Origin of the sequence: Paraburkholderia caballeronis (assembly GCF_900104845.1) — a bacterium.
In the GTDB taxonomy this organism is placed as follows: Bacteria; Pseudomonadota; Gammaproteobacteria; order Burkholderiales; family Burkholderiaceae; genus Paraburkholderia; species Paraburkholderia caballeronis.
In genome coordinates, this window is the sequence record NZ_FNSR01000002.1 from 1,252,552 (window position 1) to 1,274,697 (window position 22,146).

At 66.0% G+C, this 22,146-nt stretch carries 18 protein-coding genes; 11 read left to right on the plus strand and 7 right to left on the minus strand.

Going from position 1 to position 22,146, the window contains the following annotated elements; translation table 11 throughout:
• Positions 1-64 precede the first annotated feature (64 nt).
• Positions 65-478 carry a DoxX family protein gene (locus BLV92_RS22115; RefSeq protein ID WP_090548860.1) on the minus strand — a complete coding sequence of 138 codons (414 nt, stop codon included), beginning with the start codon at positions 476-478 and terminating at the stop codon, positions 65-67.
• A 106-nt stretch (positions 479-584) separates the two neighbouring features.
• Positions 585-1,310, minus strand: coding sequence for a pirin family protein (locus BLV92_RS22120; protein ID WP_090548863.1), 726 nt, complete (start codon positions 1,308-1,310; stop codon positions 585-587).
• Positions 1,311-1,446: 136 nt separating this feature from the next.
• On the opposite strand from BLV92_RS22120, the gene BLV92_RS22125 reads away from it, so the two are divergent.
• From BLV92_RS22125 to ahpF, 3 genes are all read left to right on the plus strand, one after another.
• Positions 1,447-2,355: a LysR family transcriptional regulator gene (locus BLV92_RS22125; protein ID WP_090548866.1), complete on the plus strand. Its 909-nt coding sequence runs from the start codon at positions 1,447-1,449 to the stop codon at positions 2,353-2,355.
• 302 nt (positions 2,356-2,657) lie between these two features.
• The gene (ahpC, locus tag BLV92_RS22130; protein ID WP_090548869.1) at positions 2,658-3,221 is read left to right on the plus strand and encodes an alkyl hydroperoxide reductase subunit C; all 564 of its coding nucleotides are present in this window, start codon (positions 2,658-2,660) and stop codon (positions 3,219-3,221) included.
• Positions 3,222-3,400: 179 nt separating this feature from the next.
• Entirely contained in the window at positions 3,401-5,005 is a 1,605-nt protein-coding gene (gene ahpF / locus BLV92_RS22135) for an alkyl hydroperoxide reductase subunit F (RefSeq protein ID WP_090548872.1), read from the plus strand.
• 120 nt (positions 5,006-5,125) lie between these two features.
• Here the strand turns inward: ahpF and oxlT (BLV92_RS22140) are convergent, their stop codons facing one another.
• The 3 genes from oxlT (BLV92_RS22140) to mprF form a co-directional block, all read right to left on the minus strand.
• The gene (gene oxlT, locus BLV92_RS22140) at positions 5,126-6,442 is read right to left on the minus strand and encodes an oxalate/formate MFS antiporter (RefSeq protein WP_090548875.1); all 1,317 of its coding nucleotides are present in this window, start codon (positions 6,440-6,442) and stop codon (positions 5,126-5,128) included.
• 396 nt (positions 6,443-6,838) lie between these two features.
• The gene (locus tag BLV92_RS22145) at positions 6,839-8,215 is read right to left on the minus strand and encodes an AcvB/VirJ family lysyl-phosphatidylglycerol hydrolase (protein WP_090548879.1); all 1,377 of its coding nucleotides are present in this window, start codon (positions 8,213-8,215) and stop codon (positions 6,839-6,841) included.
• Complete coding sequence (gene mprF, locus BLV92_RS22150) at positions 8,212-10,821, minus strand: bifunctional lysylphosphatidylglycerol flippase/synthetase MprF (RefSeq protein WP_090548882.1); 2,610 nt, start codon at positions 10,819-10,821, stop codon at positions 8,212-8,214. Before mprF ends, BLV92_RS22145 begins: the two co-directional genes overlap by 4 nt.
• Positions 10,822-11,344: 523 nt before the next feature.
• Between mprF and BLV92_RS22155 the strand changes: the two genes are divergently transcribed.
• Positions 11,345-12,508, plus strand: coding sequence for a porin (locus BLV92_RS22155; protein ID WP_090548884.1), 1,164 nt, complete (start codon positions 11,345-11,347; stop codon positions 12,506-12,508).
• A 130-nt stretch (positions 12,509-12,638) separates the two neighbouring features.
• Here BLV92_RS22155 and BLV92_RS32685 read toward each other — a convergent pair whose 3' ends face one another.
• Positions 12,639-13,160 carry a DUF2917 domain-containing protein gene (locus BLV92_RS32685; RefSeq protein ID WP_244283889.1) on the minus strand — a complete coding sequence of 174 codons (522 nt, stop codon included), beginning with the start codon at positions 13,158-13,160 and terminating at the stop codon, positions 12,639-12,641.
• 485 nt (positions 13,161-13,645) lie between these two features.
• On the opposite strand from BLV92_RS32685, the gene BLV92_RS22165 reads away from it, so the two are divergent.
• The 5 genes from BLV92_RS22165 to BLV92_RS22185 all read left to right on the plus strand — a co-directional run bounded on the left by BLV92_RS22165 (position 13,646) and on the right by BLV92_RS22185 (position 18,175).
• Entirely contained in the window at positions 13,646-13,861 is a 216-nt protein-coding gene (locus tag BLV92_RS22165) for a hypothetical protein (RefSeq protein ID WP_090548887.1), read from the plus strand.
• The gene (locus BLV92_RS22170) at positions 13,839-14,579 is read left to right on the plus strand and encodes a GntR family transcriptional regulator (RefSeq protein WP_090548889.1); all 741 of its coding nucleotides are present in this window, start codon (positions 13,839-13,841) and stop codon (positions 14,577-14,579) included. The genes BLV92_RS22165 and BLV92_RS22170 overlap by 23 nt, the downstream gene beginning before the upstream one ends.
• A gap of 395 nt (positions 14,580-14,974) precedes the next feature.
• Entirely contained in the window at positions 14,975-16,222 is a 1,248-nt protein-coding gene (gene frc / locus BLV92_RS22175; RefSeq protein ID WP_090548892.1) for a formyl-CoA transferase, read from the plus strand.
• A gap of 94 nt (positions 16,223-16,316) precedes the next feature.
• Positions 16,317-17,129, plus strand: coding sequence for a fumarylacetoacetate hydrolase family protein (locus BLV92_RS22180; protein ID WP_090548895.1), 813 nt, complete (start codon positions 16,317-16,319; stop codon positions 17,127-17,129).
• A 44-nt stretch (positions 17,130-17,173) separates the two neighbouring features.
• On the plus strand, positions 17,174-18,175 hold the full coding sequence (locus BLV92_RS22185; RefSeq protein WP_090548898.1) for a hypothetical protein: 1,002 nt from the start codon (positions 17,174-17,176) through the stop codon (positions 18,173-18,175).
• Between the two features lie 202 nt (positions 18,176-18,377).
• Here BLV92_RS22185 and BLV92_RS22190 read toward each other — a convergent pair whose 3' ends face one another.
• Positions 18,378-19,322: a LysR family transcriptional regulator gene (locus tag BLV92_RS22190; protein WP_090548901.1), complete on the minus strand. Its 945-nt coding sequence runs from the start codon at positions 19,320-19,322 to the stop codon at positions 18,378-18,380.
• A 362-nt stretch (positions 19,323-19,684) separates the two neighbouring features.
• Here BLV92_RS22190 and oxlT (BLV92_RS22195) point away from each other — a divergent pair, with 362 nt between their 5' ends.
• Together oxlT (BLV92_RS22195) and BLV92_RS22200 are read left to right on the plus strand one after the other, a co-directional pair.
• The gene (gene oxlT / locus BLV92_RS22195) at positions 19,685-21,025 is read left to right on the plus strand and encodes an oxalate/formate MFS antiporter (protein WP_090548904.1); all 1,341 of its coding nucleotides are present in this window, start codon (positions 19,685-19,687) and stop codon (positions 21,023-21,025) included.
• 36 nt (positions 21,026-21,061) lie between these two features.
• Positions 21,062-22,075: a LysR family transcriptional regulator gene (locus BLV92_RS22200; protein ID WP_090551329.1), complete on the plus strand. Its 1,014-nt coding sequence runs from the start codon at positions 21,062-21,064 to the stop codon at positions 22,073-22,075.
• Positions 22,076-22,146 lie beyond the last annotated feature (71 nt).

A 22,146-nucleotide genomic window follows, 5' to 3' on the forward strand; every position in this document is an offset into this window, starting at 1 on the left:
AGCGGGACGCGTCGGGCGTCCCGCTTTGTTTCGCCTCGCGTCGCCGCGGCCGGCGCGCGGCCTGTTACTGCCGGTCGACCGACAAGCGGCCCGGACCGGTCACCGCGAGCGCGAGCAAACCGCCCGCGATGCTCACGTTCTTGTAGAAGTTGATCATGTTGGCCATCTGGTCGGCGCCGGTCATCGTCCAGAAATGGTGGCCGATCAGCGCGGTGCCGATCGTGTAGAGCGCGAGCAGCACCGCGAGCGGACGCGTATAGAAGCCGGCCACGATCAGCAGGCCGACGAAAAACTCCATCACGACCGCGATGATCGCCGACAGCATCGGCGCGGGCGCGCCGACCGACGCCATGTAGCCGACCGTGCCGCTGAAGCCGGTCAGCTTGCTCCAGCCGAACAGCACGAACAGCGCCGCGAGCAGCACGCGGGCAACGAGCAGCACGACGTCGTTGCCTCGACCGAACAGGTTGTATCTCATGTTTTCTCTCCGTATGTCTGTGTCTGGGCGATGCGCCCTTGTATGTCCGGGCGGCGGCGGGGATTGCGTCCCGCCGTCGCTCATTCCGGTCAGTCGATGCGGCCGGTTATGACCACAATTCCGAGACTTCGTTGTTGCGCAGGTCGAACACCAGCACTTCGGCGTCGTGGCCGTCCGTGAACGTCAGCAGCCGTTCGTCGCGGAGGCGCGCGCCGTCGCCTTCGGTCATCGCGACGCCGTTCACCGTCACGCTGCCGCGCGCGACGTGCACGTAAGCGTAGCGCCCCGCGTCCAGTTCGAGCGCCGCGGTCTCCGCGCCGTCGAAGCGGCCCGCATACACGCGCGCGTCCTGGCGCAGTTGCAGCGAGTCTTCCGCGCCGTCCGGCGACAGCACGAGGCGCAGCTTGCCGCGCTTCTCGTCGTCCGCGATGTGCTTCTGCTGGTAGCGCGGTTCGGCGCCCATTTGCGCCGGCGCGATCCAGATCTGCAGGAAATGCACCCCTTCGCTCGGCGAGTGGTTGAACTCGCTGTGCGCGACGCCGGTGCCGGCGCTCATCAGCTGCACGTCGCCGGGGACGATCACCGAACCCGTCCCCATCGAGTCCTTATGTTCCAGCGCGCCTTCCAGCACGTACGAGAAAATCTCCATGTCGCGGTGCGGGTGCTTGCCGAAGCCGCGCGCCGGTGCGACGCGATCGTCGTTGATCACGAGCAGGTCCGAAAAGCCGACCTGCTTCGGATCGTAGTAGTTCGCGAACGAGAACGTATGGCGCGAGCTGAGCCAGCCGTGTTCGCCGCGGCCGCGTTGCGATGCCTGCCTGATTTCAACCATCTCGACCTCCGTGGATCTGTGTGGATTGGATGTCAAGCAGTGTAGGTCAATCCGGATGACTATAATGACGTCGAATATGGAATCAGCGTCACGCTGAAGTGGACAATAGAGGCTTAACCCCGGGGGCTTTACCCGAATGCAATTCGACGACATGCGGATTTTCGTGACGACGGTCGACGCGGGCAATTTCACGGCCGCCGCGAACCGGCTGCGGCTGTCGAAGCAGTTCGTCAGCCGGCGCGTGGCCGCGCTCGAAGCGAGCCTCGGCGTGCGGCTGCTGGTGCGCAATACGCGCAAGCTCGCCGTGACCGACCTCGGCCAGGCGTTCTACGAGCGGGCGAAGCGGATTCTCGCGGACGTCGCGGACGCGGAGCAGGCGATGTCCGCGCGCCGCTCGGAACCGCGCGGCCTGCTGCGGGTGAGCGCGCCGATGTCGTTCGGGATGACGCATCTGTCCCCGCTGGTCGCGGAGTTCCTGCGCGCGCATCCGGACGTCCGCTTCGACATGGATCTGAGCGACCGCGTCGTGGACGTGGTCGGCGAGGGTTTCGACATGGCGCTGCGGATCGGCCGTCTTGCGGATTCGACGCTGATCGCGCAGAAGCTCGCGGACGTGCGGATGATCGCGTGTTGCAGCCCCGATTACCGGAAGCGGCGGCGCGCGCCGGCGACGCCAGCGGAACTGGAGCGCCACGCGTGCCTGCCTTATGGGCAGGAGGGGCGGGCCGCGTGGACGTTCGTCGTCGACGGCGTGAATACGACGTTCGACGTGCACGGGCCGCTGCGCGCGAACAACGGCGAGCTGATCCGCGACGCCGCGATCGCCGGGCTGGGGATCGCGCTGCTGCCGGACTTCATCGTCGGCGGCGCGATGGCGGCCGGGCAACTGGTCGAGGTGCTGCCGGAGTGGCGGCCGCCGCCGAGCGCGCTGCACGTCGTTTATCCCCAGCACCGCGAGGGATCGGTGACAATCCGTGCATTCGCACAGTTTTTGCGCGCGCGGCTCGGGAATGGCGACGCGAATTCTCGCCCCGCCGACGCGTGATGCGGCCCTGTTGCAAATCGGGCGCGCGGCCGCTATCTGGAACGGCAGATGCGGCCCGGGTGGGCGCGTGGGTCGGCGAACGCCGCGGCGACCGTCCGATGCGGGTTTCGGCGCGTGACGCGCGTTGTCGCACTTTCGTTGTATGCTCGACGCCCCGGGGGTTGCGCGGGGCCGGGGCCGCGGCGGCAAGCGGGCGATAGTGACAGCCAATGCCCGTCATACAAGCAACCAATTTTTCAAATGGACGTGATTCCCTTAATCTTCGTCCATACCTTTTCCAACCCAGCGTAAGGAAACAACGCATGTCTCTGATCAACACGAAAGTCAAGCCGTTCAAGGCAACCGCACTCAAGAACGGCAAGTTCATCGACGTTAGCGATGCGGATCTGAAGGGCAAGTGGTCGGTGTTCGTGTTCTATCCGGCCGACTTCACGTTCGTGTGCCCGACCGAGCTGGAAGACCTCGCTGACAACTACGCCCAATTCCAGAAGCTGGGCGTTGAAATCTACTCGGTTTCGACGGACACCCACTTCGCCCACAAGGCATGGCACGACACGTCGGACGCGATCAAGAAGGTCGAGTACACGATGATCGGCGATCCGACCGGCGCGATCACCCGCAACTTCGAAGTGATGATCGAGGAAGAAGGTCTCGCACTGCGCGGCACGTTCCTGATCAACCCGGAAGGCGACATCAAGCTGTGCGAAATCCACGACAACGGCATCGGCCGCGACGCGTCGGAACTGCTCCGCAAGGTCAAGGCAGCGCAATACGTCGCATCGCACCCGGGCGAAGTGTGCCCGGCGAAGTGGCAAGAAGGCGCGGAAACGCTGAAGCCGTCGCTGGACCTCGTCGGCAAGATCTAAGCGGGTTGTAACGAGAGGCCGGCGCGATGGCAGTTGCTTCGCACCGGTTTCCAGCCGCTGCGGACCGGCCCACCAGGGCCGGCCCGGCCGGCGAATCCCGGTTCGCCAGCCACGAAAGTTGATTAGCAGTATTGAGCAGTCGCGGTTTCTTCCTGTTACCTACAAGTCGGAAAATAATCATGCTTGACGCCAACCTCAAGACGCAACTGAAAAGCTACATGGAGCGGATCACGCAGCCGATCGAAATCGTTGCGTTCCTGGACGACGGCGCAAAGTCGCAGGAAATGCGCGGGCTGCTGAAGGACATCGAAGAATCGTCGGCGCAGATTGCGTACGTCGAGAGCCGTGGCGCCGAAGCCGGCGACGCGCGCGTCCCGTCGTTCAAGCTGCGCCGTGTGAACAGCGACGTCGAAGTGACCTTTGCGGCGATCCCGATGGGTCACGAATTCACGTCGCTCGTGCTGGCGCTGCTGCAGGTCGGCGGCTACCCGGCGAAGATCGAAGCGGATGTGATCGAACAGATCCGCCACCTCGACGGTGACTACGTGTTCGAAACGTACATGTCGCTGTCGTGCCAGAACTGCCCGGACGTCGTGCAGGCGCTGAACGCGATGTCGGTCGTGAATCCGCGCATCCGCCACGTCGCGATCGACGGCGCGCTGTTCCAGGGCGAAGTCGAAGCGCGCCAGATCATGGCCGTGCCGACCGTCTATCTGAACGGCGAAGTGTTCGGCCAGGGCCGGATGGGCGTCGAGGAAATCCTGCAGAAGCTGGACACCGGCGCGAGCGCGCGTGCAGCCGACAAGCTGAACGCGAAGGAAATTTTCGACGTGCTGGTGGTCGGCGGCGGCCCGGCGGGCGCGGCGGCGGCGATCTACGCGGCGCGCAAGGGCATCCGCACCGGCGTGCTGTCGGAGCGTTTCGGCGGCCAGGTGAACGACACGCTGGCGATCGAGAACTTCGTCTCGGTGCAGGAAACGGAAGGGCCGAAGTTCGCGGCGGCGCTCGAAGCCCACGTGCGCGCCTACGACGTGGACATCATGAACACGCAGCGCGCGGCGAAGCTCGTGCCGGGCAAGGTCGTCGAAGTGCAGACCGAAAGCGGCGCGACGCTGCGCGCGCATAGCGTGATCCTCGCGACCGGCGCGCGCTGGCGCAACGTGGACGTGCCGGGCGAGCAGGAATACCGCAACAAGGGCGTGGCGTACTGCCCGCACTGCGACGGTCCGCTGTTCAAGGGCAAGCGCGTGTCGGTGATCGGCGGCGGCAACTCCGGCGTCGAAGCGGCGATCGACCTCGCGGGCATCGTCAGTCACGTGACGCTGCTGGAGTTCGGCGACCAGTTGCGCGCGGACGAAGTGCTGCAACGCAAGCTGCGCAGCCTGCCCAACGTGACCGTGCATACCCAGGCGCAGACGACCGAGATCATCGGCGACGGCCAGAAGGTGACCGGCCTGACCTATCTCGAACGCAGCACCGGCGAGCGTCGCCACGTCGAACTCGAAGGTGTGTTCGTGCAGATCGGCCTCGTGCCGAACACCGAATGGCTGAAGGGCACGCTCGCGCTGTCGAAGCACGGCGAGATCGAAGTCGATGCGAAGGGCCAGACGTCGGTGCCGGGCGTGTTCGCCGCGGGCGACGTGACGACGGTGCCGTTCAAGCAGATCGTGATCGCGGTCGGCGAAGGCGCGAAGGCATCGCTCGGCGCGTTCGAGTACCTGATCCGCTCGTCGGCCGAGCGCGAGGAAGACGCGACGGCGGCGGCGAACGCGACGGTCGCGTAATCGCGCGCAAGACGGGCGGTGTAGCCGCCTGTCGCAGTGGCAGCACAAAACAAGGCGCCGGCTTTCGACAAGCCGGCGCTTTTTTCGTTTACGACGTTGCCGGATAACCGGCCGTCGCCGTCACTTCTGAACGACCGGCCCGCCATAAGACGGCAGTTCGACCGGTGCTTCTCCGTCGTTCGCATGTTTTTGCCGATGCGCGTTGCGCAATGGCTTCAACACGAACAGCGCCATCAATGCGGACAGGCCCGCCATCGCCGACGCGAGCATGAACACCGCATGCCAGCTGCCGGTCGCCGCGGTAATGACGCTAGACAGCGGCACCAGCAGCGCGGCCGTGCCTTTCGCGGTGTACAGCAGCCCGGCGTTCGTCGCCGCGAACTTCGGACCGAACGTGTCGCCGCAGGTCGCGGGGAACAGGCTGTAGATTTCGCCCCACGCGAAGAACACGATGCCGGTCAGCACCACGAACGCGACCGGCGAATGCCCGTAGCGCGACAGCAGCACGATCCCGAACGCTTCGATCGCGAACGCGACGAACATCGTGTTCTCGCGCCCGATGCGGTCGGACACCCAGCCGAAGAACGGCCGCGTGAGGCCGTTCAGCACGCGGTCGATTGCAAGCGCGAACGTCAGCGCGGGCAGCGTGAGGCCGATCAGCGACACGGGCGTGTCCTGCAGGCCGAAGTCCTTCGCGATCGGCCCGAGCTGCGCGGTCGCCATCAGGCCGCCGGCGGCCATCATCACGAACATCGCGTACATCACCCAGAAGATCGGCGATGAAAGGACCTCGCGCGGACCGGCGTTATAGACCATGCGCTTCATCGCGTTCTTCACCGGCGCGAGCAGCGTCGAAGGCGGAGCGACGAGCGCGAGGCCGAGTACGAACACGACGAGACCCTGGCCGAGCCCGAACCACAGGAACGTCGCTTCATAACCGTGGTGCTTGATCATGTTCGCGATCGGGATCACGGTCGCCGCCGAGCCCGCGCCGAAGCCGGCGGCGGTGATCCCGGCGGCGAGTCCGCGCCGGTCAGGGAACCACTTCAGCGCGTTGCCGACGCACGTGCCGTACACCGCGCCCGCGCCGATCCCGCCGACCGCCGCCCCGACATAGAGCATCGACAGCGACGACGCCATCGAGTTGAGCACCCACGCGAGCGCGCACAACACGCCGCCGCTGACCACGACCGGCTTCGGCCCGAACTTGTCGACCAGATAACCTTCGACCGGCACGAGCCACGTTTCCGTCACGACGAAGATCGTGAAAGCGACCTGAATGGCCGCGCGTCCCCATTGATGCTTTTCATTGATCGGATTGACGAACAACGTCCATCCGTACTGCATGTTGGCGATCATCGCCATGCAGATGACGCCGAACACCAACTGCACCCATGGCGACGCAAACCGCGACGCCTCTCCGTGACGCTGTTCCATGAGTTGTCTCCTTTGGCATTGCCTTCGCATTGCACTCGCTTGTCCGCGGGGCCGAAGCGGCTTCTCCGCAACCGTTTCTACTGTCGTTTTGCTAACAGCGGTTTACACAGTATGTGATATATCAAGTAAGTCAAGCGAAAGACGCAGTGGGGTTTTCACCAGCCTTTTTATTGATTCGAATGGTTTTTGAAAGCTGTTCGTTGATGCGCCGAAAGGACGAAAAAAAGCCCGCCAATACTGAAGATTGCGGGCTGAGGCATGTGCGAGATAGCGGAGATCGCGACATGTGCCTTCGTTATATTAGAAAGCTAAAAGTAATGCAAAGTTATTTTTCTGAATGGATTGCTGGCTTCATTTCGTGGGGATGGACTGTAAGTATCGACGTGGCCTGCGCAATCAGCTTCGCGCGGCGATTTCCTTTCTCCAGCCGGCGATGATCCGCGCAGCGAGCGCGCTGTAGTCGCCGTCGAAATGATGGCTGCCGGTCGTGCGCACGACGTCGATGCCGGTGTTCGCGAGCGACGGACACAGCGTATCGGTCTCGTTCTCGCCGTACACGCATTGCACGATCGACGGCGGCACCTTCGCGAGTTCCGGCTTCACCGGCAATGCGTTTTCGCTCGCGGGCATCCCGAGCCAGCCGGTCACGCGAACCTGGAAGTCCGCGTCGGGCGCGAAGCCGAGCAGCGACATGTACGACACCTTCGCGCGCAACGCTTCCGGCAAGCGGTTGTACGCGAACGGCATCACGTCCGCGCCGAACGAATAACCGACCAGCGCGATGTGCTTCGCGTGCCAGCGCGCGCTATATGCCTGAAGCACGCGCGCGAGGTCGTGGCTCGTCTGCGCAGGCGTTTTCTCGCTCCAGAAATAACGCAGCGCGTCCCAGCCGACCACCGAGATCCCGTCCTTCTGCAACGCCTCCGCGATCGTCTTGTCGAGATCGCGCCAGCCGCCGTCACCGGAGATCACGACCGCGAGCATGTCGGTCGGGTGCGCGGCCGGCAGTTCGACGAGCGGCAGGTCGGACACGTCGCCGTCCGTTTCCGTCAGCTCGCGCAGATGCGGCGCGGTGAGCGCGACGAGCTTGTCCGCGATCGGCAGGTTCGGCGCGAACCCGCGCGGCGCCGATGCGGATGTTGCCGCCTGCGTGCCCACGCGCGTGACGCCCTGTTCGAAGAAGCCGGGCAGACCGGCGCCGCGGCTCAGCGTCGGGTCGGCCGGACACGGCGCAAAGCGCGGATCGAGCGTCGTGGCCGGATCGAGCGACACCGCGCCTGCGACCGTGTTCGCCGGCGCCTGCGCGAGCAGCCGCGCGGCGACGAGACCACCCTGGCCGCTGCCGATCGCGATCGGCGCGAAGTAGCGGCTCGACTCCTGCTGGCGTTCGAGCTGGTGGCTGATCGCTTCGGCGTCGCTGTACAGCTTGTGGCAGGTTTCGGTCTTGACCGCCGCGAGATTGGCCGCGTAGCGCGCCGTATCGACGCCGACCACCATTGCGCCGCGCTGTGCGAGCGCATCGGCGTTTGCCTGGTCGGCCGGCGTCCAGTGGTCGCCGGCGGAGAACAGCACCGCGAAGCCGAGCATCGGGCCGGCCGGCTTCGTCACCGATACGTTGCCGTAGCGGCCGCCGGCGACGGCTGCCTGTTCGGACATACCGGCTGCACCGGGCGCATTGGACGGCGTCGCGGCGGCTGCGGCCGACGCATCGAGCGCGCATGCGAGGAACGCTGCCGTGGCGATCCACGGCAGCGCGAGAGAACGAAGAGTCATGAACGCCAGCCTCCAGCCAGCAACGAAAGATCGGCGAGGGTGATGAACACGCCGATCGAACCGGAGGCGGCCAGATAACGCGGTTCCCAGCGCGGCTGAAACTTGTTCTTGAAGCCGCGCAGCCCCCGGAAATTGTAGAAACGGCCGCCGAAGCGCCAGACGAAACCCGCAATGCGGTGCCACGGCGATGCGAGCGGAGTCGGCTGCATCCCCGACAGCGGCGCGATGCCGAGGCTCAACGACTGGAACCCGGCCGCCTTCAGATGCAGCGCAAGCTGCGTGAACAGATATTCCATCGCATACGGCGACGCGTCCGGCTGATGGCGCATCACGCCGACGGTCGCTTCGGTATGCAGATCGGTCGTCATGAACGTGACGAACGCGAGCGGCCTGTCGTTCTGGCGCACCAGCAGCACGGACTGCGCGGCGAGATAGTTGTCGTCGAACGCGGCGACCGAGAAGCTTTTCTCGCGCGCGTCGCGGCCTTCGAGCCACGCGTCGGAAATCTCGCGCAGCACCGGCAGGTTCGCCGCGATCCGGTCCGGGTCGATCAGTTCGAACGAGAAGCCGTCGCGCTCGCCGCGCTTCAGCGCGTAACGCAGATGCGAGCGGTGCGAGCCTTTCAGATCGAATTCGGGCAGTGCGATATGCGCCTCCTCGCCGAGCTTCATCAGCGTGAGGCCCGCGTCGAGATAGAGCGGCAGCGCGTCCGCGCGCACCTGGTAGAACGCCGCGCGGCCGCCGTGCGCGTGCGCGAGCGTGACGAACTCGCGGATCAGCGCCGCCCATTCGCTGCGCGGGCCGACCGGATCGTGCAGCGCGGCCCAGGTGCGGCCGCGCTTCGCGTACATCAGGAACGCGTTGCGCGACGCGGAGAACAGGAAGCTCTTGTCGCCCATCAGCGCGAGGCCGGCGTCGCTGCGTTCCTGGGCGCGGACGATCCGCGCGGCTTCGACGAGGTCTTCGCTCGCGGGCATCACGAAGCGGCCGGCGGCCGGCCGCAGCAACTGCCAGCACGCGAGCGCGGCGGCGAACAGGCCCGCGCCGAGCGTCGCGCGCAGCGCGCGCGGCGCGCGGCCGTCGAACGCGAACTGCCACCACAGATGCTGCGAATACTGGACGTCGCGGAACGCGAACAGCAGCACCCAGACGGCAAGCGCGATCACGCAGCCGACCGATGCGAGCCAGCCCGGCGTGAAGCGTTCGGCGAACAGCGACGAATGACGGTCGAAGCGGCCGCGCGTCGCGATCAGCAGCGCGATCAGCACGGTCAGCACGCCGGCCTCGACGAATGCGAGTCCCTTCGTGAGCGACAGCGCGAGGTTCACGACCGCGAGGATCAGCGCGAACCACCACGCGGCGTCGAGCCGGCGCAGCAGCCCGCGCGCGACGAACAGCAGCAGCACGCCGAACAGGCTGCCGAGCAGTTGCGAGCTTTCGAGCACCCACAGCGGCAGAAACGTTTGCAGCAGCGCGATGCGGCGCGCGAACGCGGGCGTTGCGCCGGAGATCACGAGCATGCTGCCGGTGACGAACGTGACGATCGCGAGGAACAGCGGCGCGAGTTGCGACACGCCGTCCGCGCCGCGCCGGGCGAGCGCGGCGCCGAGCGGTGTCTTCAGCGCGCGGCCCTCGAAGCCGGCGAGCAGCGCGGCGGACAGCGCGAGCGGCGCGCCGAAATAGATCGCGCGGTACGCGAGCAGCGCGGCTAACACGTGCGGCGTCGGCACGCTGCCGCCGAGCGCAAAGACCATCGCGGCCTCGAACACGCCGATGCCGCCGGGCGTGTGGCCGATCAGGCCGAGCAGCATCGCGGCCGAATAGACGGTCAGGAAGTCGAGGAAACCGACCTGCGCGTGCGGCAGCACCGCCCACAGCGCGAGCCCCGCGCCGGCCACGTCGACCACGGCGAGCAGCAACTGCGCGACCAGATCGCGGCGCGCGGGCACCGTGAAGCGCAGCCAGCGGCGGCTCGACAACTGGACCTCGCGGGCGGCGGCCGGGCACGCGGCGATCATCGCCGCGCCGAGCGCGAGCGTCGCGCCGCCGATCCAGCGCAGCGCGGCCGGCGGCAACCGCAGCAGGCCGGACAGCGTATCGGCCGCGCCGATCATCCCGAGCGCGGTCATCAACGCGAGCGCCAGCGCGAGCGTCACGCCGGTGAACACCGTCATCTTGCCGACCTGCGCGGGCGTGACGCCCGCGCCCCCGTACACCCGGCAGCGCACCGCCCCCCCGGTCAGCGCGCCGAAGCCGGTCACGTTGCCGAGCGCGGAGCCGGCGGTCGCGCCGACGAACAGCGCCGCACGCGACACGCGCGCTTCGAGGTGGCGCAGGCCGACTGCGTCGCGCCCGATCAGCGCGGCGTAGCTGAGCGCGGTGGCCGCGAGTGCGCCGATCCATTGCGCGGGCGTCAGTTGCCACAACTGGCGGATCACCGAGCGGTAATCGACGGTCTGGGACAGGTGCTGGAACACCACGAGCAGCAGCGCGCAGATGCCGATGGCGACCGCGGGCGCGGCGAACCGTTGCAGACGCAGCGCGTCTGTCCGGCGCCGCAGCGCGTCGGCTAGGCGAGCCGTGCGCGAGGGAAAAGGATCAAGCATGTGCGAGGCGAGCTTTCGATGCCGTGGCGGCACCGAAACGGCGTCCCCGGCGGCGGCATCACGGTTTGTTTGTCGTTGTTCGGCCGGCTGCTTCAGCAACCGTGCAGGCAAACGTAATCGTTTGGTAAAGCACAAACGTTTGGGCAGGGGAGGCGGTTGACCGGCCGCGCGCCGATCCGGTGCCGAACGCTCGCCGAAGTGGGGCGTGAGCACCGGTGGGGGGCGTCGCCGGTGCCCGATTATCCGGATTTTTGCGGCAATGAGTTTTTCGGGGTCGAATTGAAGTGACGAACAGCGCTGCAAATCGTCGGAATCGCAGCGAGGAAATTAGGGATTCATTTTCAGGCGGGAACGGATGGGTGGAAATTACTTCCCCATATGAAACAAAGGCTTATGAAACAGATGCTGACTAATTTAATCGACTGTTACCAATCCGATACGCCCGTATTTGATTGTTTTTCTTTTATTCGGGCGCGGGACTAGTCTCTTTTCGTCAACCGTCTTTCGGCGTCAGGAGAAACAGATGAAACGATCAGTCTTGACTTCGTTCTCGCTCGCTGCGCTGGGGGCGGCAGGCTTGGTCCACGCGCAGACCAGCGTCACGCTTTACGGCACCATCGACACGTCGATCACCTACGTTCACCACGCGGCCGGCAGCGACAACCTGTGGGCGCTCGGCAACAGCAGTTTCGGCAACCTGTCCGGGTCGCGCTGGGGGATCAAGGGGGCGGAGGACCTCGGCGGCGGCCTGAAAGCGATCTTCCAGCTGGAAAACGGCTTCAATCCGTCCACCGGCGCGTCCGGCCAGAGCGGCCGGATGTTCGGCCGGCAGGCGTTCGTCGGGCTCGCGGCCGACCAGTACGGCACGCTGACGCTCGGCCGCCAGTACGATCCGCTGATCGATCTCGTGCAGGGGATCACCGCGGACAACTACTTCGGGTCCGCGTTCGCGACGGCCGGCGACGTCGACAACTACGACAACAGCTTCCGCGTGAACAACGCGGTCAAATACACGACACCGGTCTGGAACGGCCTGCAGATCGCCGCGATGTACTCGTTCGGCGGCATCGCCGGCTCGACCGGTTCGCAGCAATCGTATTCGGCGGCGGTCGCGTACACGAACGGCCCGCTCGCGCTGGCGGGCGGCTACTTCTTCGCGGCGAACAGCCAGGCGGTCGCCGGCGTGCGGACCGACGGCTGGACCAGCACGTCGGACGGTACGTTCGACGGGCCGATCAACGCGGGGTATGCGTCCGCGCATTCGCTGTCGATCGCGCGCGCGGCCGCGCAGTACGCGCTCGGGCCGTTTACGTTCGGCCTCGGCTACAGCAACGCGCAGTACGCGCCGGACGGCAGTTCGAGGTTCTTCAGCACGCAGAAGTACAACACCGGCCAGGGTTTCCTGAACTATCAGGCGTCGCCGGCGATGCTGCTCGGGGTCGGCTACAGCTACACGCACGCGAACGGCGACACGACGGCGACCTACCACCAGGTGTCGATCGGCGCGGACTACAACCTGTCGAAACGGACCGATCTGTATCTGACGGCCGCATGGCAGCACGCGAGCGGCGAAACGGGCGACGGCGCGGGCGGCTCGACGCCCGCGCAGGCGTCGATCGGCTCGTACGGGTACGCGGGGACCGGCTCGCAGACGATGGTGAATCTCGGGCTGCGGCACAAATTCTGAGATTCTGGACGCTGCCGGAGCTGGCTGCGAACCAGGGGAAAGACGCCGGGCGCGCCGCGTGAGCGGACGCCCGGCGTCGTCGTTTCAGCGTCGGCGCGGGATGTCTCGCGACGCGCCGGCGCCCGCGCCGTCAACGCGCGCGGCGCCACATCAGCGCGGCCGGCCATCCGGCGAGCCATTCGACCCAGTGCAGCGCCGTCGAGCGTCTGCGGCTCCATGCGCTCGTCAGCGACACGCGCGCCGGTTCGTCCGCGTCGGTGCTGAGCCAGATGCGTTCGCCGCGCTGCAGCCGGATCGTGTCGCCGGAACCGAGCCAGTGGTCGTACGGCGAGCGCACGCGCGTGAGCCAGATCCGCTCGTGGCAGACCAGCAGCGTCGAGTCGGCCGAAATCTTCCACGTAATCGTGCTGTTCGGATGGACGGAGAAGCGGATCGACAGCGTCGGCATCGTGTTGTCGTTGCGCGGCAGGCCGCGCGGGTCGATGCCGTGGCCCGGATGCGGCGCACGCTCCGCCGCGTTTTCCGGCGACGACGCGTGAGCGGCCGGCGCGATTCGGCGCGCGTTGGCCACCGCGTCGCGCGCGACGAAAGCGGGAACGGATTGATCTGCGCGGAAACGCGAGCCGGGCTGCTGCTGGGATGCTTCGTCCATCTTGTTCTCCGTCGATATTGAACCGACAGGGACGGAGCCTCACCCCCAGATACGACAAAGGCCCCATCCATGCCGGTGGGGCCTTGTGTTTGCATCACTACAAAAGACTGCTAATGCGCACACGTCCCCGATGGCCTGCCCGGTCGGGCATGCATCGGGTTATTAATCGCGATGGCGATGAGGGTGGAGGTGCGCATGAACCTAGTGTGTGGTGAAATCCTGATCCGTGTCAACGGAAAATGGTGCACGAATCGCACGAATCGGCGGATGTGCCAGTCGGCGGACTTGCCGGCGTGCCAGGTTTGTATCTAGGATGGTTTGTTTTCGGGCAATCGTCGGGGCGCTTCGTTTTCTTGGGGTGAGCGCCGGGAGCCCGCGTTGCGCAGAAGCGACAGCATCTGATATATCACATACGAAATATTGATTTTTGTCGCGCCGCACCATATCATTGAGTCATTCGATCACTCAATGGTGCGGAGTTTCAAATGGATCTCGTATCTCTTGCTGTATTCAGCGTGGCTGTCATTGGTTTGGGTTCGGCTGCAACCGTATTGCTCGCGAAGTGGCTGCCGCAGTCCGTCGTCGAGCGAGCGGGGAACGGCCGGTTTGTCGGTCTGGGCGAGGCGCGGCCGGTCACTCAGGCGGCGTACCGCCCGAAGGTCCGCAAAGAGGCAATGAATGTCGTCAGAACTTCCAACTGAAGTAGTCGTTCCCACCGCGGGCTCGCAAAGCCCGACGCTCACGCTCGCGCTCCAGCCGATCAACGCGAGCGCGAGCCTGCGTGACCAGGCGTATGCGATGCTGCGCCAGGCGATCGCGGACGCGGACATCTATCAGTCTCGCGACGAGATCCGGCTCGACGAGCGCGTGCTGAGCGAAACGCTCGGCGTGAGCCGTACGCCGGTTCGCGAGGCGATGACGCTGCTCGAACAGGAAGGCTTCCTGCGCATGGTGCCGCGGCGCGGCATCTACATCGTGCGCAAGAGCAAGCGCGAGATCGTCGAGATGATCCAGATGTGGGCCGCGCTCGAAAGCATGGCCGCGCGCCTCGCGACGATCCATGCGACCGACACCGAAATCGCGAAACTGCGCCACATGTTCGACGATTTCCGCGACAGCACGCCGGCCGAGCACATCGCCGAGTATTCGGACGCGAACATCGCGTTCCATCAGGCGATCGTCGAACTGTCGAAGTCGCAACTGATCCTTGAGACCATCAAGAACATCTTCATTCACGTCCGGGCGATCCGGCGGATGACGATCTCGCAAAGCGACCGCGCGTCGCGTTCGATCGTTGATCACCTGCGGATCATCGAGGCGCTCGAAAAGCGCGACACCGAACTGGCCGAAAGGCTCGTCCGGCAGCACTCGCTGGATCTCGCCGCGCACGTCGAGGCGCATTGCGATTTTCTGGACTGATTGCATAGCGTCATCAGCAGCGCCGTATCGAAGCGGGGAGCCTTGCGAGGCTCCCCGTTTTTATTTGCGCCACCGAATCCGCCGGTGCCCATCGCGGCAGACGCCGCCCATTCCGACACACACCCCATCTGGCATATCAGTCGGTCGGGGTTTTCCCTTGTGTGCGTCGCGCAAAAGCCGCGCGTAGTCCTTCAATCCCTTACACCACGGACGTTTCAGCCGTTTTTCAGCGGATTGGGCAAGGGCAAATTCCAGCTTGCCTGACTTTGATATATCACATACCGTATTGTCCAACGAGGCGACGTTCGTGCAAGCGGACGCCGCAAGCATCACAGGAACGTCCCCCAAGACTGCCCCACAACTCGCCCGGCCACGACGAACAAGGAGACATACCCATGGGCAAGGCACTGGATGGCGTGCGCATTCTCGATTTCACGCACGTACAGTCCGGCCCGACCTGCACGCAACTGCTTGCATGGTTCGGCGCCGACGTGATCAAGATCGAGCGCGCGGGCGCGGGCGATATCACGCGTGAACAGCTACGCGACATTCCCGACGCGGACAGCCTGTATTTCACGATGCTGAACAGCAACAAGCGTTCGGTCACGATCGACACGAAGAATCCGTTCGGCAAGCGGGTGCTCGAACGGCTGATCCGCGAGTCCGATGTGCTGGTCGAGAATTTCGCGCCCGGCGCGCTGGACCGGATGGGCTTCACGTGGGAGCACATCCAGTCGCTGAACCCGCGGATGATCGTCGCGTCGGTGAAGGGTTTCGGCCCGGGGCCGTACCAGGACTGCAAGGTGTACGAGAACGTCGCGCAGTGCGTCGGCGGCGCGGCGTCGACGACCGGGTTCCACGACGGTCCGCCGGTCGTCAGCGGCGCGCAGATCGGCGACAGCGGCACCGGGCTGCATCTCGCGCTCGGCATCGTCACCGCGCTGTACCAGCGCGTGCAGACGGGCCGCGGCCAGAAGGTGCTGGCCGCGATGCAGGACGGCGTGCTGAACCTGTGCCGCGTGAAGCTGCGCGACCAGCAGCGGCTCGAACGCACCGGCGTCATGAAGGAGTACCCGCAATATCCGAACGACGGTTTCGGCGAGGCGGTGCCGCGCGCCGGCAACGCGTCGGGCGGCGGCCAGCCGGGCTGGATCCTGAAGTGCAAGGGCTGGGAGACCGACCCGAACGCTTATATCTACTTCATCGCGCAGGCGCCGGTGTGGGACCGGATCTGCAAGCTGATCGGCCGCGAGGAGTGGATCGACGATCCGCGCTACGCGACGCCGGGCGCGCGGCTGCCGCATCTGAAGGAAATCTTCGCCGAGATCGAGCACTGGACGATGCAGCGGACCAAGTTCGACGCGATGGCCGTGCTGAACCGCTACGACATTCCGTGCGGCCCGATCCTGTCGATGAAGGAGATCGCGACCGACGAGTCTTTGCGCGCGAGCGGCACGATCGTCGAGGTCGATCATCCGGTGCGCGGCAAGTATCTGACCGTCGGCAATCCGATCAAGCTGTCCGACAGCCCGACCGACGTCACGCGCTCGCCGCTGCTCGGCGAACACACGGACGAGGTGATGGCCGAGTTCGGCTACTCCGCCGACGAGATCCGCATGCTGAAGGAGGCCGGCGCGATCTGAGGAACGCGGCGCCGGCCGCGTTGCCCGCGGCGGCGCCTGTTGCGAACGACGAAGATGCGGGATCGCGCGGTTCACGGTTCCGATGGAGCGAAGCATGACTACCTGGATGCGCCTGATGTCGAACGATGGCCGTATCGTGTTCGGCCGCGTCGAAAACAGTTATCTGCACGAGTACGAAAGCCTGCATGCGCCGGTGCCGACCGGCGCGGTGCTGTCGTTGCGCACGCTGACGCCGGTTGCGCCGTGCGCGCCCGGCAAGGTCGTCGCACTGTGGAACAACTTCCACGCGCTCGCCGCGAAGCTCGAAAAGCCGGTGCCCGAGCATCCGCTTTTTCTGCTGAAGCCGGCCGAATCGGTGATCGGCTCGCAGCAGCCGATTCGCCGTCCTGCCCACTATGCGGGAAAGATCGTGTTCGAAGGAGAACTGGGCATCGTGATCGGCAAGCGTTGCAGCAACGCGAGTCTCGACGAAGCCGAGGCCGCGATCTTCGGCTACACGATCGTCAACGACGTCACGGCCGCAGGACTGCTGAACGAGAATCCGCACTTCCCGCAATGGTGCCGCGCAAAAGGTTTCGATACGTTCTGTTGCATCGGCCCGGCGATCGTGTCGGGCTTCGACTGGCGCAGCGCGCGCGTGGTGACGAAGCTCGACGGCGTCGAGCGGCAGAACTATCCGCTCGACGACATGGTGTTCACGCCCGCGCAGCAGGTCAGCCTGATCTCGCGGGACATGACGCTCGAACCGGGCGACGTGATCGCGTGCGGCACGTCGCTTGGCGTCGGCTCGATCGGAGACGGCGCAACGGTCGAGGTGTCGATCGACGGGATCGGCGCGCTGGTCAACACGCTGGCCGTGTCGAGCGGCGAAGCCGAAGCGGCGGCGGCCGTCGAAGGCGCGGCCTGAGCCCGCCGCGCGGCGACGAGACGACGACACGGCGAGGAGGAGACATGCCGGAGCTGCTGGCGGGCGACATCGGATGGCTGGGCGGCGCGCTGCTGTTCGCGTGGCTGCTCGGCGCGCTTGCGCAACTGGCGACAGCCGTTGCGCCGCGTGCGCCGCGCGACGTTCGCGGGCCGAAGCCGCGCTGCGGTCATCGCCGGGACGCAGCGCGACGGCAGGCGGTTCGCACGCGCGTGACGTGCGTCGCGATGCTGCTCGCCGCGCCGCTGATTCTCTCGGAGGCGGGGGCTTCGCATTTCGCGCACGCGGCGGCCTCGACCGGCGCGGGTGCGTTATGCGGCGCGTGGCTCGCACGCCGGCCTCGTCCGGCGCGCGTTCATGGGCTTCCCGTTTCGATCACCGGTTGCGTCGCCGGTAGTGCGGTGCTGGCCGGCGGCCTCGCGGTTCAGCTTTCCTTTCCGCCAGCCGACGTCCTCGAACGCGGCGCACTCTATCTGGCGGTGTCGTTCGGCGCATTCGTGCTCGCGGCGGCGGCGAGCGTCCGGTTCGTCGGGATCGACCGCGACCGCCGCCACGGCGCATATCGCCGGGCGACGCGCGCGACATTCGACGATCGCATCACGTACGGCCTCGCACTGACGCTCGGCGTGGCGCTCGCATACGGTTTCGTGACGGCGGAAGCGTCCCCGCAATTCCGGTTCGCCGCGTTGATCGCGGCAGCCGGACTCGCGGCGGCGGTCGGCGTCCGGTGGATCGCGGGACCGCACGTCGGCGCCGCGCTGCGTTCGCTGCCGGCTGCCGGCTTGCGCATCGGCACTCCGCGAACGGACGGCGTTTCGTGGGTTCGCCCGGGTCTCGCGGGTATTCCGGAGGAACTGCTGGTGGCCGCGTGCGGCGGCGAAACGTTCGACGCCGCGTGCCTGCTGCCCGTCGCGGCGCACGGTCCCGGCCGATTCGACGCGCATCACGCAGGGGCGCCGGCTTTGCCGCGCCGTCGCAGGAACCGTTACGGCGGCACGGCGCGGCACGACGGCGGGAGGGCGCGTTGACCGCCCGGACGATGACGCTCGCAAACCAAGAAGCCGCATCGCAGCGCGCTGCCCGCACGCCGTGGCAGCTGGCGCAGGTGTTCGCGCGGGCGCGGAGCAATGAGGACGAGTCGCCGGCGACGTCGCCCCGAACCGCTTTCGCGGCGGGCGTCGGCACGCTGGATTCACAATGGCTAAAGCATCACAGCGGATGCATAGGCACTTATTTATGGAAGCTCGATTCCGTCACGCGCGTGATGTGCTGGATGAGCGGCGCGCCTTCTTCCATCAGGAACCGCTTGAACGCGAGCGCGACCGGCGGCAGGCGCTTGTTCTTCCGGTGCACGACGTACCAGTTCAGCATCACCGGAAAGCCTTCGACGTCGAGCACGGTCAGGTGTCCGACCTGCCGTTCGAGGCTGATCGTATGCGCGGACAGGAACGCGATTCCCATCCCCGCGATCACGGCCTGCTTGATCGTTTCCGTGCTCTTGATCTCCATTGCGATCTTCAGGTTCGTGAGCCGGCCCGCGAAGCCTTCCTCCATCGAATTCCACGTGTCCGAGCCGCGTTCGCGGACGATGAACGCCTCGTTCGCCAGCGCGCTGAGCTTGATGTTCCGCTTGTGTGCGAACGGGTGCGTGGGCGCCGCGACGATCACGTACGGATGCGGCGCGAACGGCTCGTTGACCGCGTCGGTCGAGTGCGGCGGCCGCACCATCACCGCGAGATCGGTCTGGTTCGTCGCCAGCTGGTGCAGCAGTTCCTCGCGGTTATGAACGGACAGATTCAGCGTAACGCCCGCGTAGCGGCGCGTGAACTCCGCGAGCAGCCGCGGAAAGAAGTAATCGCCCGCGCTGATGACCGCGACGTTCAGCTTGCCGCCGGACACGCCCTTCAACTGGCTCATCGCCTCGTCGGCTTCGTGGAACTGCTGGATGATCGCGCGGCTGTAATGAAGCATCTCGGTGCCGGCCGGCGTCAGGTAGATCTTCTTGCCGAGCTGCTCGAAGAGCGGCAGCCCCGCGTGTTCTTCGAGCTGGCGAACCTGGGTGGAGACGGCCGGCTGGGTCAGATGCAGTTCTTCCGCGGCGCGGGAAAAACTGAGATGGCGCGCCACGGTTTCGAAAACCTTCAACTGGCGCAGCGTCGCGTTTCTCATTGTCATGGCCGATCCATAAAGGAACGTGAATCGACATAATAACAAACTTTAATTATGAGTAATTGAGCAATGACCCTAGCATGAGTTGAAAGGAGTCCGAATGCAATGCGATCGTTCGGGTTAACGCCTAGGAAAAAGCCCTTAAAACAGCGGATAAAAAGCTGATCGGGTCAGCGGGACAACGGAGGTAGAAGAAAAAACGCAGTAAGTGGGATGAATGCTGGATCGGGAATTTCAATGCGGATTTTCGATATGGCAGACGAATAAAAAAATACGCAGGAAAAGGTGGAAATTAAAACCATAAGTCGGAGTCTATGCAGACCGGCAATCACGCTGGCTGCGATGAATGGATAGCGGAGACAAGTGACATGAATGCAATCAGTCAGCGGAGCGACAACGGCCCGTTCTGGACGAGTCGCTGGTGGCAACTGGTCATCGGCATGCTGTGCATGGCGCTGGTGGCGAACCTGCAGTACGCATGGACCCTGTTCGTCGCGCCGATGAACGCGCGGCACCAGTGGGGCGAAGCGTCGATCCAGCTAGCGTTTTCGATCTTCATCCTGACCGAGACGTGGCTCGTGCCGCTCGAAGGCTGGCTCGTGGACCGCTTCGGTCCGCGTCCCGTCGTGGCCGTCGGCGCGATCTGCGCGGGCCTGTCCTGGGTGATGAACTCGTACCTGACGACGCTGCCGATGCTGTACGTGTCGGCGGTGATCGCGGGCATCGGCGCGGCCGGCGTTTACGGCACCTGCGTCGGCAACGCGCTCAAGTGGTTTCCGGACCGGCGCGGCCTCGCGGCCGGTCTGACCGCGGCCGGCTTCGGCGCGGGCGCGGCCGTCACGGTGATTCCGATCGCGAACATGATCACGCGCTCCGGTTACGAGCATGCGTTCTTCGTGTTCGGCATCATCCAGGGCATCGCGATCTTCGTGCTCGCGTTCCTGCTGGTCAAGCCGTCGCCGCGCATGAAGGTCGCGCCGGGCCGCCGCCTGATGACGCGCATCGACTACACGCCGGGCCAGATGGTCAAGCAGCCGGTGTTCTGGGTGATGTATGTCGCGTTCGTCGCGGTCGCCGCCGGCGGCCTGATGGCGACCGCGCAGATCGGGCCGATCGCGAAGGACTGGGGCCTCGCGCGGATTCCGATGAGCGTGTTCGGCCTGACGACCCTGCCGCTGCTCACGCTGACGCTGTCGATCGACAACATCTGCAACGGCTTCACGCGTCCGCTGTGCGGCTTCGTGTCGGACAAGATCGGCCGCGAGAACGCGATGTTCATCATCTTCGTCGGCGAGGGCGTCGCGCTGCTCGGCATGATGCACTTCGGCACGAATCCGTATGCGTTCATGTTCTTCGCCGCGCTGATCTTCCTGTTCTGGGGCGAGATCTTCTCGATCTTCCCGGCGATCTGCGCGGACACGTTCGGCAGCAAGTACGCCGCGTCGAACGCGGGCACGCTGTACACCGCGAAGGGGACCGCGTCGCTGCTGGTGCCGATCGCGTCGGTGCTCGCGACGACCGGCGGCTGGAGCGCGGTGTTCATCGCGGCGGCCGTCATCACCATCGCGGCCGGCGTGTCGGCGAAGTTCATCCTCGCGCCGATGCGTCAACGCCTGATCGAATCGGCCGATTCGCCGATCGCGTCAACGGCGGCGGCCGCGACCATCGGCACGAGCGCGTCGTCCCGACTGTCGCAGACCGGCGAGTGACGCGGCGCACATGACCAGCGGAGCCGGCGTATGACGATGAACGTGTCGCTCCAGCAACTGAAGGTGTTCGTCGCGGTCGCGCGGGCGCGCAGCTTCACGCGCGCCGCGCGCGAATTCGGGCTCACGCAGTCGGCGGTCAGCCGCTGCGTGCGCGAACTCGAAGAGGCCGTCGATCTGAAGCTGTTCGACCGCACGACGCGCCAGGTCGAACTGACGCTCGCGGGCAGCGGCTTCGAGCGGCGCATCGGCCGCCTGCTCGACGAGATCGACATGGCGCTGCACGAAGGGCGCGACGCGCATCAGGCGCATACCGGCGTGGTTGTCGTCGCGAGCAATCCGGTGCTGTCGTCGGGTTGGGTGCCGGCCGCGCTTGCGCGCTGCGCGGCCGCGTTTCCTTCGCTGACGATGCAGCTTCAGGATCTTCCGCAGGCGGCGGTGCTGCAGGCGGTCGAGCAGGGCGAGGTGGACTTCGGGATCGTCGCGGAGACCGTGCCGTTTGCCTGCGGGAACCTCGACGTGCAGCCGCTCGCGGCGACCCCGCTGTGCGCGGTGCTGCCCGCGCAGCATCCGCTCGCGCAACGCGGCGGACTCGCGTGGAGCGATCTCGCGGACGTGCCGCTCGTCACGCTGAATCGCGACGCGGGTTGCCGCAACGCGGTGATGCGCGCGCTCGCGATGCATCGGCCCGACGGCCGGCCGCTACAGGAATTCGCGCACGTGGCGGGCGTCATGCGGATGGCGGAACTCGGGCTCGGCGTCGGCATCCTGCCGGTCTGCGCCGGCGACGCGCCGCAGACGCCGTGGTGCCACTGGCCCGCGCCGGAGGCGCCGCTGGTCGCGCGCGTGATCCAGCCGGCGGTGATGGTGACGACGATGCTGGTGCGGCGGCGCTACCGTTCGCTGCGGCCGTGCGCGCAGGCCGCGTGGACGCAGTTCGTCGCGGACGGCGCGCGCGCGCCGGTTGCTTCGGACCCGGCGTTGCACGCGGGAGACGACGATCTTCAGGATCGCGAAGCCTGCGGCGCGCAGCCGGAGGCGCGGACGGCGTAGCGAGCGGCTGGCGGATGAAATGTCCGCCGTCGCCGGTCAACGTAGTGATCCGACGATCCACGTCAGCCCAT